Raw genomic sequence first — 14609 nt, forward strand, 5'->3', positions numbered from 1 at the left:
TATCTTTAGAGAGTCTCGAGACTCCTTTTGCCCGTGCAAGGATCGTCAGAGATGCTGCTATAGCGGTGGTATATCCCTCTGTATACCGGAGCGCAGTTCATGACGAGTTATTGGCCCACCTCTTCCATCACGGAACAGTTTCCCATCGACCTGCGTCTAGACGCTGTGCTCGTGGGCGACGCGCCCGTGATGCGGCGGTTGAAACAGGCGATCAGCATCATCGCCCCTAGCGATGTGCCGGTTCTGATCAACGGGCCGACCGGGGCGGGCAAAGAGGTTGTTGCCAATGCGATGCACCTCATGTCGGGGCGCACAGGGCCGATGATCCCGGTCAACTGTGGGGCCATTCCCGCCGATCTGCTGGAATCCGAACTCTTTGGCCATGAAAAGGGATCGTTCACGGGGGCCACAGCCCAACGGATCGGATTGATCGAACAGGCCGAGGGCGGCACGCTCTTTCTTGATGAGATTGGCGAGACGCCGTTGCATGTGCAGGTCAAACTGCTGCGCGCGCTGGAAACCCAGACCATTCAACGGGTTGGGGGCGGCGCGCCGATTCCGGTCAATTTTCGCCTGCTAAGCGCCACGCATCGTGATTTGCAGCAAGACGTTGCCCAAAAGCGGTTCCGCGAGGACCTTTTGTTTCGGATCGAGGTCTTTAGCCTTAGTGTGCCCGCGCTGTGCGAACATGCAGAGGACATCCCACAAATCCTGCGCACCATGGAGCAGGGCAGCCGGGGCGGCAGTACATTGCAACTGACGCCCTGCGCGCTGGCGTTGCTTATGTCGCAGGACTGGCCCGGCAATGTGCGTGAATTGCGCAATTTTCACGACCGGGCGCAGATCTTGTTCCGCAACCGGACAATCACCGCGGCTGAGGCGCGTATCGCTATGGCACCTCGGTTGAGCTTTGCTGGCGGGGCTCCGGCGGTGCCGGAACCGGCGGTCGAGGCGCTGCCGGAAGGGGTGACCGATCTCAAAGGGATGCTGGCCGGCAACGGATCGCTGGACCTGCGCACCATGTTGCAGCGGGTCGAGGTCAAGGTGATCCAATCGGCACTGGAACTGAGCGACGGGCGTGTCACCCGCGCAGCGGAAATGCTGCGGCTCAAGCGGACCACGCTCATCAGCCGTATGCAGAAGCTGGGCCTTGAGTCAGACGGTCTCTGAGGGCCTGTCGGAGCTGTTTTGCGCCTGCAACAGCGGCGCAAAATCGCTGCGCGCCTCTTGCAATAGCGCCTTTGCGGCGGGGACAAGTTCGCTGGTGCCCGGGTCTGTGCCCGCCCGTGCGAGGGTTTCCGCCTCTGACAGGGTTTCTGTCAATTCCTCCAATCCGATGATGCCGGTCGATCCGACCGCCTTGTGGATGATCAACGCCTTGTCTTCAAGCGAGAGGTCCGTGTCGATCATCGCTGTAAACGCTGCTTCGGCATCGCTTAGGGTGGTGCGGACCAGACGCAGCGCGGTGTCGTGGCCCACCATTTCGCCCAGATCATGCAGCATCGTCGCGGCATCCCTGCTTTCGGCCAGAAGATCGTCGTCTACGCCGTCGCCTTCGCCTTCGCCTTCGTCCGGTGGCGTGACGTCTGGGATCACGTCGCGGCGGGTGTCGCGGATCGCACGGGCAAGGTGTTCCTGCCCAACGGGTTTGGTCAGGATATTGTCCATCGCAACCGCCTGTTCGTCGCCGGTATGCGCTCCGATGAGGGCGGTGACGCCGATGATCACAGCCTGCGCGGATGGCCCACCAGAGGCGCGGATCATTTTGGCCGCTGTGGGCCCGTCCATCACCGGCATGGAGAAATCCATCAGGATCACGTCGAACGCTTGCGCCTGCGCCTTGTCCAGCGCCTCTTGACCATTGGTGGCTGTGTCTGGGCTATGGCCCATGCGCCGGACCATTTCGGTCATCAAGGTTAGGTTTATGTCATTGTCATCAACCACGAGGATCCGCTTGGGGGTTTCGTGAATCGCGCGCTTCAAAGTCGAGAGGGCTGGCGCAGGCTGGTTCTGTGGTGCCTGTGACAGGCGCAGGGGGATCGTAAAGAAAAAGCGGCTGCCGACGCCCGGCGTGCTAAAGAGCCCGAGCGCGCCGCCCTGCCGTTCGATCGCAAGTTTGGCGATGGGCAGGCCCAGACCGGTGCCCATTGCAGAATTCACCTCGCTGCGCCCCACAGTCTCGAAGCTCTCGAAAATGCGCTTCTGATCTTCGGGGGCAATGCCGATGCCGGTATCCTCGACCTCGACCGTCAGATCGAGATTGTCGGGGGCATGGCCACCCAGGCTGAGCCGTATGGAAATGACGCCATTTTTGGTAAATTTGGCGGCATTTCCCGCCAGATTGTAAAGCGTGCGGGAAAAAGCATTGGGCAGCCCTTCCAGCCGGTGACTGTCAAAGTCGCCGTGGGTGATCAACTCGATCCTGTTTTGGGCTTTCTTTGCGAGCGGCTGCAATTCATCCACGATATCGGCAGCGATACGCGCGGGGTTGAACGGCACGGGCGTTTCCGTGCTCTCGCCCAGCCGGGTCAGTTCGAGCACATCATCAACTTGGACCAATGCGCGGGCGCTGCAATCGCGCGCAGTTTTGAGCAAGGCGCGATTTTCGGGATACATGTCGGTTTCGTTGATCAACGACAACGAGGCCATCAATCCATGCAAGGGTGTGCGCATTTCGTGGCTCATGGTCGCCAGAAACATGCTTTTGGCGCGGGCGGCCTGTTCGGCCTGAACCAGCGCGGCACGCAGGTTGGTTTCGGCTTCGACCTGTACCGAGATGTCGCGGATGAAAAGAATGACGATAGGATGACCTGAAATATCGTGATCCTCGACCATCGCGAAATCCACCGGGATCTCTCGCCCAACCGCGCTGCGGCAGGCGGCGACAAAAGGAGCCTTTTCGCGCGGCGCGAGGCCCTCAACGGTGTCACGCGGAACGGTGGGATCAAAAATCAGGATGTCTTCAGCGCGCATGGTCTGCAAATCTTCGGCGGTATACCCCAAAAGACGTTGCGCGCGCGCATTGCTATAGAGGATGCGCGATTGCGGATCGGTCACGATAACCGCGTTCATGGTCGAATTGAACGCGGTCGAGAGCATGGCCGCGATGCGCCCGGTTTCCGCCGTGCGCCGCTCAAGCTCTCGCCAGAGACGCACTGCCAGAACGGCGCCGATGGCCATCAGACAAAAGAGCAACAGGGATTGGATGAAAAAGCGCACAAAGAGGCGCTGCTCCTCAACGCGTGCGCGCGAGGTTTCGATGGTGATCTCTTGGAGCCCTGCGACGGTGATGTCACGCACCATCGGATAGGTCGCATCAACGGCCGTACGAAAGGCCTCGAGTGCCTTTGGGTCATCCTCTTTGATTGCATCGATCCGGTTGGCCAGACGTTCGCGCGCGACCTTGAGCCGTTCAACCCGGTTCAAAAGGTCATCAGACACGGCCATGCGTTGAAGCGTCGCGGTGAAAATGTCCACCCGACTGTAAAAGATGTCAAACTCGCGCTTTACCTTGGTCAGTGTGTCCGATGTGAGGGGGGCGGTGATATCGGGCCGTGTCCCGAGAACCGCGTTGTCCAGGGTTTGCATGAGGCCCAAGTGATCCACCTCGAGCTGGGCCACGACCCAGCCGCCATTGTCGGTGTTGGCGGATCGAATGGCATCAAGGCGCTGCTGAAAGGCCATCGCGCTGACAAGCAGCGCGATGCTTGCAACCAGCATCAGGAACAGCAGAATCTGCGCCGATAGACGCTTGGTCGTATTAAAGACCTTATCGGGTCCAGCGCCTGTTGGTTGAGAGGTCAGCACGGGTCATTCCGCAAGAATGTCAATCTTGTTCAACTGCCAAACACTGAGGGTAAAATACTCTTCGCTCTGGTAGCGGGTGTCGGAATCATACGGGAAGACCAGCCAGAGCGGCCCTTTTTCTCGCACGGAAAAGGCGGCATCATCAATGCGCGCGGCAAGGATCGGCACGTTCTCTTCCAGCCGCGCCTCGGGGAAGGTCACGTTATAGTCGTTGATCGCATAGACGCGCAGAGTGCCCGGCGCGCTGCCCGCGGCATCAAGCACGGCCATAAGCGACGGACCAGAAAAGGTCTTGGGCGTGGTATCTGTCCAGATCGTTGTCGTCTCAAAGCTCTGCTGCGGCAAAGCGAGAAGATCCGCCTCGGTAAATGTCTTGGTCTGGCCACTGCGCAGGTCATTGACGGTCAAGATGACCTCGTCGGCGAAAGCAGGGCTCGCGACGGTCTGAGCAAGGCTAAGGCCAAGGGCTGCGAGGGTCAGAAAAAATCTACGGTTCATTGTGTGTCTCTTTTGGATACCGGAACAGGGCTGGATCGCCTGCTGCGTTTTAACAGAGTTTTTGGATGAGGGGGCGCTATCTAAAGGTATCGAGATATCTAAAGATAGTAACGCCTGACAAAAGTGTAGCGAAATCAACGCATACACTGTTCAGGGGGTGTCTCACATAAACGTGAGTTTTATTCCTATGTTTACTTCTGCGCCCAAGACTTGAGCGGTCGACGTAACGTCACATGATCGGCATGACGCGCACACCTTGGGCGATGCGACGTGCCCAGTTGGTGATATGCGGCTCGAATCGTTGGCGGGCATCGGGCAGGGCGGCGATCAGGACCATGATCGCGCGTTCGCGCCCATCCTGAGGGGCCTTAAGACCAAGCCGCGCATGCTGCCATAGACCATCACTGAAACACACTTCGCCATCGCGGTCTTGCAACAGCCGGGCCGACCATTTGATGCCGAGCGTATCAAAGGCCATGTCATAGGGCGGTTGCTGCGCTGTCTGTGTCCGCACCGCATGGGTCATCAGGAAATCAAAGAGGACATCGGGATCAAGCAAGAGAATATCTGATCCCACCTCGATCCAGCCATCGGCAATGCGCCGGTCGAGTGCGCACCATTCCTGCTGGCCTTGGGCACGAAAGGCGAGGCGTTCGCCCTCGCCATTCGCTTCGGCGATCTCGTAGGTTCGCGCGCCCAGCGTGAGCAATGCAAAGGGGGCACTTGCACTACAGACATGGCCATGGCTCGCGCAGCGAGGGCGGCAATCGGCGCGGGGGGCAACGGTGTCAGTCATGAATGTTTGGCTGTGCATATGCGGCTCTCGATCTTGGGTCCGGGTCTAGCTGTGTCAACGACAGACCTTGGGGGAATGTTAGTGGTTCACTTGGCATGAACCCTGCACGCTAAGGCCAAGGCCGGGCCCCCCGGCAATCCGCAACATCCAAAGGATTCCCGCATGAGCACCCCCCCGACCGAGCTGGAAAACAGCATTCAACTGGCGCTGGAGGCGGCAACCGCCGCCAATGATAGCGCCGAGGACGTGGCGCGCGTATCCACCGAGACATTGGCCGCCGCCGCGCGGCTGGATAAATTCGCCAAGGGCATGAAGCCGCTTTTGTTCGGTGTGGTGGCTGCGGCGGTGCTGTGTGTTGCACTGGCAGGGTTGGTCTATCTGCGGACCCTCTCGGATATGCGCACTGCAACGGCGACGCAGATCGAGGCTTTGACTGTGTTCTCAAAATCCGTGGGGGATTTACAGGCACAGCTTGAGACCTTGGGCGATATGTCGGCGCAGGTTGCGGCGATTGAGGCGGCACAAACCGCAGGGCTTGAGCGGCTGGAGGCGGCTATGACCGCCGAGACCGCACGTCTGGCCGAGGCCATATCTGGCACCGAAGACCCGGCTGCGCCGCAGATGCTGCGCGGCTTGGTGGACCGGATCGAGGCCAGCCATGGCGAAACACGAGATGCCTTTGCCAAGGGTCTGTCGGATCTGCAACTGGCCATAACGCGCATGTTGGCCGAGCGGGCGCACGTGACCCAACCTGTCACCCAAAGCGCGGCGGCCCCTGCCAAGCCTGTCGCCAAGCCCCCGCCCGCAAAAAACCACAGGCCCGGGCCGAGCCGAATCCCTTTGGCTTTCCCTAGGAGGCTCGGTGGATGAGCCTTTCTGATCCATCTCCTCGCGCCAGTGCGCTCGCGCTGGCGTCGGTCAATCCGCAAGGAAAGGCGCTGGGCTTGCGGCCCGGTGACATCCTGCTGCGGGTGGACGGGCACGCGGTCGACGGCAAAACCAAGGATATTCAGGCGCTGTTCCGCGAACACCCCGATCGTGCGCGCGCGCTGTGGATCTGGCGGGACGGACAGGTTTGGCCGGTTCTGGGGCGCAGCGCCATTCTGGGACGTTGGCGCGTGATGCCAAAGCCCGAGGTGATCGTCACCCTGCCGGATCACAGCCCGACGGACCGGATGCAAAACTTTGACGTGATGATTGGCCCGGACGAGACCTATGATGCGCAGCCCCGGACGCCGTCGGTTGTCGCGCTCTTGCCGCCGCTTTACATGATCCAGATGCGGCTCTGGACGCCACTCATCCTATGGGCGGCCTTGACGCTGGTCTCTGTGCCCTTGGGATGGATCGCTGGGGCAGCGCTTCAGATGCTTATCTGCGTCTATTTCTGGCGCGCGGCGCCGATGCTGGTGCGCACGGATCGCATGGCGCGGGGCTTTCGCCTATGGCGGGTCATCGCGGCACGCTCAGAGCGTGAATTGCATCGGCAGATGAACACGCTGGCACCAGACTTGCGGTTTGTCCACGCGCCAGTGCGGTCGGTGCCAAAGCCTGTCGAGGCGCGCTGACGCCCCGACCGTTCCTTACATGCCGTTCAGCTTGCCCTGACGCTTGCGCTGAAAAGACGAGGGGATATGCAGCATGTCGCGGTATTTTGCGACCGTGCGACGGGCCAGAACCGGACCATCAGCGCTGATCATCTGGGCGATGGCATCGTCACTCAGCGGATTGGTGGGGTCTTCACCCGCGACCATCTTTTGAATGCGATAACGCACAGCGGCGGCAGAGGCCCCGCCTTCGCCATCAGCATCCCCGGCGAGAGCGGTGCTGAAGAACCGCTTGAGGCCCATGGTGCCTTGCGGGGTGACCATCAGGATGCCCGTGGTCACGCGGCTGACGGTGCTTTCATGCACGCCAATCGTCTGCGCCACATCGGCCAGTGTCATCGGCGCGATCTTGGCGGGGCCATGTTCGAGAAACGCAGCCTGACGGCGCACGATTTCGGCCCCTACGGCAAGGGCGGTCTGATTGCGATGCTCGACCGCGCGGCGCAGCCAGCGGGCGACGCCAAGACGCTCACCGACATATTCACGGGCGCGTTTGTCTTGGGTTGCGACGGCGGCGCTTTCCTCGTCGACCAGAACGGCGGGCAGGGTCGAGCGGTTGAGTTCAACCTTCCAGCCTGATGCGCCACGGCTGACGATCAGATCGGGCTCGCGCTCGATCAGATTGGCGACGTGGAAATCAGCGCCGGGTTTGGGGTTGAGGCTGCGCAGTTGTTTCAGCGTCGCGCGCAGGTCGTCCATGGTGCAGGCGCAAACACGGGCCAGACCAGTAAGATCAGCGGCCGCAAGACGCGGCAGATTGTTGAGCACGGCGCGAAAGAGCGGCGTCATCAGCCCCTGATCCTCGGCTTGAAGGGCCAGACATTCGGCGAGGGTGCGGGCAAAGAGGCCAGCAGGCTCGACCGCCTGTACCGCGTGCAGCATATGTTCGGCCTCGGTCATATCGAGGGCGCAGGCAAAGGCGATCTCTTCCAGCGGCTCACCCAACCAGCCATTCTCGTCGAGGGCTTCTAGAAAGCGATCCGCGATCAGACGGTCTTGGGTAGAATTGAACATGAGGTCGAACTGGGCCGCGACATGCGCATAGAGCGAGAGCGGGTGATCGGCGATACGCCCGGTCGCGTCATCGGCATCCGCTCCTTTGCCGCCAACATGCGGCAGGCTGGGCAGGGCGCGTTCAGAGCGGGCCACCTCGATAAAGGGATTTTCCTCGGCTTCTTGCTCGATATAGCGTTGCAAGTCGGTGTTGGACAGTTGCAGCAGGGCAATCGCCTGTTGCATGTGGCCGGTCATCACAAGCCCCTGAGTCTGGGCGGCGCGCTGAGAAATTTGCAGGTTCATCGATTTTTCTCCAATCTCGTGCTTAAATACCTATCTGGCCTGCCGTTAGACTGAAGACTCGGAATTCGACGCTTTGGACGGTGTCGATCCATTGACGGAAAAACCTTCTAACCCCCTTTGATTAAAATGAAAAAACCCCAACGATACCGTTGGGGTTCTTTCGATACTGTCGAGATTTCGACGTTTACCGGAGCAGCGAGAGCATGCCCTGGGCCGACTGGTTGGCCTGTGCGAGCATTGCTGTGCTGGCCTGGGACAGAATCTGCGACCGTGCCATCTCGGACGATTCCTTGGCAAAGTCGGCATCCATGACCCCCGAACGTGCGGCCTGAACGTTGACCGTGATGTTGGTCAGGTTCGAGATCGTGCTGTCGAGGCGGTTGGACACGGCACCGAGGTCAGAGCGCGATTGGCTAACCTTTTGCAGGGCTACGTCGATCACCTTGAGGGCACTTGCGGCGCCTTCCAGCGTTGTCAGGTCGATTTCAGCAACAGAGCTGAGTTCGGATGTCGTGGCAGCCGATTCAAAGAACACTTCCCCGGCGGTGGTCTCGTCTGTGCCCACAGAGAATTGCTTGGTCGAGCTCAGTTCCACCTGACCGCTGACGGCAACATCGTTGTCGGTGTCGTCCAGCGTGGCCGTATGGGTGCCTGCGGTTGCGCCTGCAGCAGTGCCATCCGAGTTCTGGGCGGTCACAGCCATTGTCGAGCCGCCGGTGCCGGTGGTGAAATCGGTGATCAGGATGTCGGCACCGGTGGCGTCCGTCAACTTGATGCTGGAATTGTCATCACCCATGGTCGCAGTCACACCGGTCCGACCCGACTGGTTGTTGATCGCGGTGGCAACGCCGCGCAGATCGGAGGTGTCCGAGATAGCCACGGTGCCGATGTTCACGCCATTGACGTCAAAGGTGACGGTGTCGGCGGCAGAGAAGCTTGACAGTTCGAGGTTGGTCGTGGCCGATGCGGTGACGCCGGTCGAGGCGCTGACATTGTTGATCGCGGCGGCCATTTCCTCGGCCGATTGGCCTGCGCTGGTGGTCAGTTCTGCGCTGCCGGCAAAGCCGGTGATGTTGATGGTCGAGGCGGCGGTGATGCCGGTGTCGCTGGTGCCTGCCCCTGCGGCCAGCGATACGTTGGACGTCACAGTATGCGCACCGATGTCGGTGGCAGCGGCGCTGTCCACGCTGATGTTCAGCACCTGGCCCGCGTCAGCACCGATCTGGAACTGCTTGCCTGTGTAAGAACCGTCAAGAATTTTCATACCGTTAAAGGTGGTGTCTTTGGCGACGCGGTTGATTTCGGTCACGAGCTGCTTGGCTTCGGCCCCGAGGTTCGAGCGGTCAGAAGCGGTGTTGGTGTCGTTCGACGACTGAACGGCCAGTTCCCGCAGACGCTGAAGCATGTTCGAAACTTCGACGTGCGCGCCTTCAGTCGTGTCCAGCAGGTTCTTGCCGTCGGTGGCGTTACGAACGGCTTGGTTGAGGCCGGTGATCTGCGAGGTCATCTTTTCCGCGATGGCCATGCCGGCGGCGTCGTCTTTGGCGGCGTTGATGCGCAGGCCCGACGACAGGCGGCTCATGGCCGCGTTCATGTCATCGTTAACGCGGGTCATGTTGGCCTGCGCTGTGATCGCGCTCATGTTGGTATTGATCGTGGTCATTTTCAGTCTCCTGAGTTGGCTTGTTACGTTTGCCGGCGCTTGCTGGCTGTACGCTGCCCAGCGCTTGACAAGAGCAACGGCGGCGGCGGAAAATGTTTAGTGAGATTTCCGAAAATCGTTTTAAGTGTCTGTAACTAAATGAATTAATACTTTTGCGCCTAACCCTGATCGGCTTGGTATGGTTCTTGCCCCTTCTCTTGCGAGACCTGGCAGAGTGCCGGTTGCCACGCTTTTCAGGGAGTCCCGTCAATGGATATTGCGTCGCTCATCGGTTTGATCGGTGCGCTGGGAATGGTGGTCGGCTCAATGCTGGCTGCGGGCGGTCTGGGGCCGTTCATCGACGTGGCGTCGATCCTGATCGTGTTCGGCGGGACGTTCTTTGCCGTCATGTACAAATGCACCATGCCAATTTTCCTGCGCAGCTTTGGCGCGGTGGGCAAGGCGTTCATGCCCAAGGCACCAAGCAAGGAAGAGCTGATCACCAAGATGGTCGAGTTGTCGGATGTCGCGCGCAAGAATGGCCTTATGGCGCTGGAAAATCAGGAAGTGCCCGACAAGTTCTTTTCCAAGGGATTGCAGATGTTGGTGGATGGCGCGGACGAGTCCAAGCTGGTCAAGCAACTTTCTGATGAGATCAAGGCGATGAAGGTGCGCCACGGCGAAGTGCATGAAGCGCTGCGCGGTTGGATCGACATCGCCCCCGCCATGGGTATGATCGGCACGCTGATTGGTCTGGTGCAGATGCTGGGCAACATGGCCGACCCCAAGGCCATTGGCCCCGCGATGGCGGTGGCGCTTTTGACCACGCTTTACGGGGCTTTCATTGCCAATGTGATGGTCGGCCCCGTTCTGTCCAAACTGGAGGGATATACCGCTAGTGAAACCGCGTATCGGGATATGGTTCTGGCGGGCCTGCGCAATATCGCCAAGGGTGAATCCGGGCGCAACGTTCAAGAGCAGATGGTCGCGGTGCTGCCGCCCAAGCTGCAAACCAAACTGCTCGCGGCCTAGGCAAGGTGGTCTGAGCCATGGCGCGCAAACCCATTCCCCTGCCGGTGCCCGTCGAGGACCCCGAGGACGAGTGCCCGAAATGCCCGCCCAAGGGCGCACCGGCGTGGATGGCGACCTTTGCCGATATCGCCACGCTGCTGATGGCGTTCTTTGTTTTGATTTTGTCCTTTGCCGAGTTCAACCAACCCAAGTTCAAGATGGTGGCAGGCTCGCTTAGCATGGCCTTTGGGGTTCAACGGCAGGTGCCGGTGATGGAGCAGCCCAAGGGCACCACGATTCTGGATCTGTCCTTTAGCCCGTCACCCGAGATGTCGGTCACTGAACAGATGACGCAAGACACGACCGAGACAGAGCAGCCCGAAATCCAGCGTCCGGTGACGGAAGAGGATGGCAAGGGCGCTGCCGAGGGCGAGGGGGCCGATGCGCCCGGTCAATCCGAGGCGCGCGAAATGGCCGAGGCTTTGCAAGAGGCGTTGCAGTCTGGTCAGGTCAAGGTCGAGACCCGCGACGGTGAAGTGGTGATGACCTTTGATGCCCCCGATGCCCAAAGCCTGCCGGGACAGTTGACCGAGGCCGCCGAGGCCCTGCAACAGGCCGCAGAGGCGACCGGGCAATCCACATCGGATGTGATGATGCAAGGGCTTGCGGACAGTATACAAGAGATGGCCGAGGTTATGCAGGGCAAGGCCGAGGCAGAAACCCAAGCCGGCCAATCCGCGCGCAGCGCCGCCATTGCCGATGCGCAACTCCAGGTCGCCTTGCAGCAAGAAATCGGCGAGGGGCTGGTATCGGTCGAACAGCGCGAGGACAAAGTGGTGATTACCGTGGGCGAAGGCGGGGCCTTTCCTTCGGGCGGGGCCGACCTGACGGACGAGGCGCGCGATGTCATGGCACGTCTGGCCTTTGCCGCGATGGGCGAAGCCAGCGAGATTGTCGTGACCGGGCATACAGATTCGGTGCCACTTGGTGGCGCGTCGCCCTATCGCGACAATTGGGGGCTCGCGGCGGCGCGGGCATCGTCGGTCGTGCGTGAATTGTCGGGCTCAGGGCTGATCGAACCCGAGCGTCTGACCGCGACCAGCCGGGGTGAATCCCTGCCCGTGGCTGAGAATGACACTGCAGCGGGCCGGGCACAGAACCGCCGGATCGAGATTGAGATTACCTATTGAGGCGTCGGGGCTAACAGCCCGGCGTTGCGCGCCGTTGTCAGGGGCGAAGAGGGCTTATCATGGAAAACGAGATTCTGACCGCGCTCAATCGCGGCGGCACCGGCATCAATATCGCGGAACTGGCTGACTCGCTCACGCAGGCCGAAATCGCGCCCCGGCGGGCGCTGATCGCCGAGCGCATCGACCGGGCCGAGGTGCGCCTGTCGGGCTATGACCGTCTGCGCGGACAGGCCGAACAGATGGGCGGTGCGCTGGAATTGATGCGCGGCCTCTCGTCTCGCAGTCTGAGCAGTGACAACAGCGCCGTTTCGGTCACGGTCAGCGATCCGGGCAAGGTAGACCTCCAAAACGCGCGCATTGGCGTCTCGCAACTGGCGCAATCGCAGGTGCTGAGCTTTGTTGGCTTTTCCGAGGCCGAGGCCGAGATTGGCGCAGGCGCGCTGACGGTGGAATTCGGCAACTGGTCGGCGGATGTTCCGCCCGTATTCAGCGCCGGGACACGGACGGCGCAAACCATCACCTTTCAACCCGGCAGCAGCCTTGCCGACATGGCCGAGGCGCTGAGCAGCCTTGACGGGCTGTCGGCGCGGGTCATTGACCTTGGCGATGGCACGTTTTCGCTGGGCGTCATTTCCGAAACCGGATCGCAGAACGCGCTGCGCCTCAGCGTGGCGGCGGATGCCGATCCGCGCATGGCGCAATTCGACATCAGCGCCGATCCCGGCGCGGTGCAGGTGCAAGGCGCGCAGGATGCCAAGCTTAGCCTCAATGGCATTGCCGTGACCCGCTCCAGCAATCAGATCGACGATCTTTTGCCCGGTGTGACCCTCAATGTGACGGGGCAGACCCTGAGCGATGCCAACCTGTCGGGCCGCGCCAATGTCGAGGGTGCGCTTGAGGTGATGCAAAGCTTTGTCGACATTATCAACGCCACGCAGGGCCTTGTGAAATCGCTGACCGCGCGCGGCTTTGGCGAAGGTGGCGTGGCGGGCGATCTGGCGGGTGACAGCTTGGCCGATGGCGTGCTGCGCGGCATGCAATCGGTGCTTTCCCGTGGCTTTGGCGTGAAGGGCGTGCATCTGTCGGATATTGGTATCCGAACAGAGCGCGACGGAAGCCTGTCGCTTGATGCTGACCGTTTTTCAACGGCGCTGACGGCCAATCCGGCGCTGCTTGATCCGCTGATCCGTGACGATCTGGTGGGTACGACTGTGCAAATCAGTGGAACACCCGGCAGCGGTGCCACGGCGGGCCGCTATGCGTTGACCCGCGATGCCGCCACGGGCGAGGCCACGCTGGCCGGTGTGGCCCTGATCGGTTCGGCGCAGGCCAATGGCGATTGGACTTACCGCGTGCCCTCGGGGCCGATGCGCGGCCTGACGTTGACGGTTGGCACAGGGACAGAGCGGGCTGAAATCAATTTTCAACCCAGCATGGTTGGCAGCCTGCAATCCTATTTGTCGGGCATCCTGGCCGACGGCAACGCGCTAGCGCAGCGCGAGGACGCGCTGGGTGCCTCGATTGTCACCGAAACCACTGCACTCGAAGCGCTGAACTTGCGGTCTGAAGAGGTGCGCACCCGCTATCTTGGGCAGTTCACGCAAATGGAAATGATCGTGACCCAGCTCAATTCAACCGGCGACTACCTGACCAATCTGGTGGAAGGCTGGAATGCGGATCGCTGATCCGCAAAACGGCGCGCGGAACGATGGCGCGGCACCAAGGAAAGGCAAGCGGCATGGCTGAATGGCACGTGGTCTATCAGGTCTTTGGCGGTGCGCCTCTTGGGGCGTGCCCGACCTTGTCGCATGCGGCGGTCGGCGTGGAAGAGTTCGCCGAGTTGCGCGAGGCTGCGCTGTCCGTTGACGGGGTGCTGCTGATCCCAGGGGCGCAGGTAACCCTTAGAGGGGCCGCGTGCACTGTGCTTGGCTCAGGTCGCGCGCAGCCGGGAATCCCCTTGCTTGACGTGATCGAGGCCAAGGGCGAGGCCCGCGATCTGGTTCTTTTGCGGCAGGAAGACACGGGTGAGACCTTCTTTCTCTATCCCCAAGCTGTGCCACATGCGCCGGGAATGGTGGCGCTTATTGTCGATCTGACCGCTGCCGCCTATCGTCTTGATGCGGGCATGCCGTTGGGATTGGTTGCAGGAACCGGACTCTTGACCCCCACGGGCGAGCGCAATGTGCAGACGCTGGTCGCAGGCGATCGAGTGCTGGATACATCAGGCGCAGAGCGGGTGGTGATCTGGGCGGGAGTGACCGAAGTCGATCTTGATCCGCTAACCTCAAATTCGGTGGCACCGGTCAGGTTCGAGGTTGGGGCGCTGGGGGCCGGGCATCCCATGCGCCCGCTCAAACTGTCGCCGTTTCATCATCTGCCTGTGCCGGAGCCGGGTGCCGATGGCGCGCTTTGCCTAGGCCCCGCCTTGGGGTTTGTCGGTTTGCCGGGGGTGCGGGTGGCGCATCTGGCCGGGCGGCTGGCCTATCACCATCTGCTGCTTGATCACCACGCACTGATCCTTGCCAATGGCACCCCGGTCGAGAGCCTTTTTCCCTGTCCTGCGATGATTGCGCGACTGGCACCAGAGCTGCGGGCCGAGGCGCATGCGGCGCTTGCGGTGGCGGGTCATGCTGGGCGGGCCTATGCACCGCTGGCTGAAACCTTGGGCGTCTGGCAAACCCGCGACGCGCTGGCGCTCTGGCCCGAGGCCCTTCCCGAGAACGAAATCCTTTTGGCCGGTTGATCCGCCCGCACGCTCTGGC

The 14609-nt window shown here is 61.2% G+C and carries 12 protein-coding genes; 7 read left to right on the forward strand and 5 right to left on the reverse strand.

The window, feature by feature from the left end; translation table 11 throughout:
• The first annotated feature begins 99 nt into the window (after positions 1-99).
• Positions 100-1170 carry a sigma-54 interaction domain-containing protein gene (locus ACLGGT_RS12250; protein ID WP_437196291.1) on the forward strand — a complete coding sequence of 357 codons (1071 nt, stop codon included), beginning with the start codon at positions 100-102 and terminating at the stop codon, positions 1168-1170.
• On the opposite strand, the gene ACLGGT_RS12255 is transcribed toward ACLGGT_RS12250, so the two are convergent.
• The 3 genes from ACLGGT_RS12255 to ACLGGT_RS12265 all read right to left on the reverse strand — a co-directional run bounded on the left by ACLGGT_RS12255 (position 1156) and on the right by ACLGGT_RS12265 (position 5101).
• Complete coding sequence (locus ACLGGT_RS12255; RefSeq protein ID WP_081507931.1) at positions 1156-3807, reverse strand: hybrid sensor histidine kinase/response regulator; 2652 nt, start codon at positions 3805-3807, stop codon at positions 1156-1158. The two genes, ACLGGT_RS12250 and ACLGGT_RS12255, sit on opposite strands and share 15 nt — an antisense overlap.
• A 3-nt stretch (positions 3808-3810) precedes the next feature.
• Entirely contained in the window at positions 3811-4305 is a 495-nt protein-coding gene (locus ACLGGT_RS12260; RefSeq protein WP_081507932.1) for a hypothetical protein, read from the reverse strand.
• A gap of 229 nt (positions 4306-4534) precedes the next feature.
• The gene (locus tag ACLGGT_RS12265; protein ID WP_151978570.1) at positions 4535-5101 is read right to left on the reverse strand and encodes a hypothetical protein; all 567 of its coding nucleotides are present in this window, start codon (positions 5099-5101) and stop codon (positions 4535-4537) included.
• Positions 5102-5263: 162 nt separating this feature from the next.
• Between ACLGGT_RS12265 and ACLGGT_RS12270 the strand changes: the two genes are divergently transcribed.
• Both ACLGGT_RS12270 and ACLGGT_RS12275 read left to right on the forward strand, forming a co-directional pair.
• Positions 5264-5971, forward strand: coding sequence for a hypothetical protein (locus tag ACLGGT_RS12270; protein WP_437196292.1), 708 nt, complete (start codon positions 5264-5266; stop codon positions 5969-5971).
• Positions 5968-6666, forward strand: coding sequence for a PDZ domain-containing protein (locus tag ACLGGT_RS12275; protein ID WP_437196293.1), 699 nt, complete (start codon positions 5968-5970; stop codon positions 6664-6666). Before ACLGGT_RS12270 ends, ACLGGT_RS12275 begins: the two co-directional genes overlap by 4 nt.
• Positions 6667-6681: 15 nt before the next feature.
• Here ACLGGT_RS12275 and rpoN read toward each other — a convergent pair whose 3' ends face one another.
• Both rpoN and ACLGGT_RS12285 read right to left on the reverse strand, forming a co-directional pair.
• Positions 6682-8004, reverse strand: coding sequence for an RNA polymerase factor sigma-54 (gene rpoN / locus ACLGGT_RS12280; RefSeq protein ID WP_437196294.1), 1323 nt, complete (start codon positions 8002-8004; stop codon positions 6682-6684).
• Positions 8005-8188: 184 nt separating this feature from the next.
• The gene (locus ACLGGT_RS12285) at positions 8189-9667 is read right to left on the reverse strand and encodes a flagellin (protein WP_081507937.1); all 1479 of its coding nucleotides are present in this window, start codon (positions 9665-9667) and stop codon (positions 8189-8191) included.
• Between the two features lie 249 nt (positions 9668-9916).
• On the opposite strand from ACLGGT_RS12285, the gene ACLGGT_RS12290 reads away from it, so the two are divergent.
• Genes ACLGGT_RS12290 through ACLGGT_RS12305 form a run of 4 tightly spaced genes read left to right on the forward strand, consistent with a single transcriptional unit; the run spans position 9917 to position 14590 of the window.
• On the forward strand, positions 9917-10678 hold the full coding sequence (locus ACLGGT_RS12290; protein ID WP_008279922.1) for a motility protein A: 762 nt from the start codon (positions 9917-9919) through the stop codon (positions 10676-10678).
• Between the two features lie 17 nt (positions 10679-10695).
• Positions 10696-11847, forward strand: coding sequence for a flagellar motor protein MotB (locus tag ACLGGT_RS12295; RefSeq protein WP_437196297.1), 1152 nt, complete (start codon positions 10696-10698; stop codon positions 11845-11847).
• Positions 11848-11906: 59 nt separating this feature from the next.
• Positions 11907-13532 carry a flagellar filament capping protein FliD gene (gene fliD / locus ACLGGT_RS12300; protein ID WP_081507939.1) on the forward strand — a complete coding sequence of 542 codons (1626 nt, stop codon included), beginning with the start codon at positions 11907-11909 and terminating at the stop codon, positions 13530-13532.
• A 53-nt stretch (positions 13533-13585) separates the two neighbouring features.
• The gene (locus tag ACLGGT_RS12305; protein WP_437196299.1) at positions 13586-14590 is read left to right on the forward strand and encodes a Hint domain-containing protein; all 1005 of its coding nucleotides are present in this window, start codon (positions 13586-13588) and stop codon (positions 14588-14590) included.
• The last annotated feature ends 19 nt before the right edge of the window (positions 14591-14609 follow it).

This window comes from Roseovarius sp. MS2 (assembly GCF_051447875.1).
Taxonomy (GTDB): Bacteria; Pseudomonadota; Alphaproteobacteria; order Rhodobacterales; family Rhodobacteraceae; genus Roseovarius; species Roseovarius mucosus_A.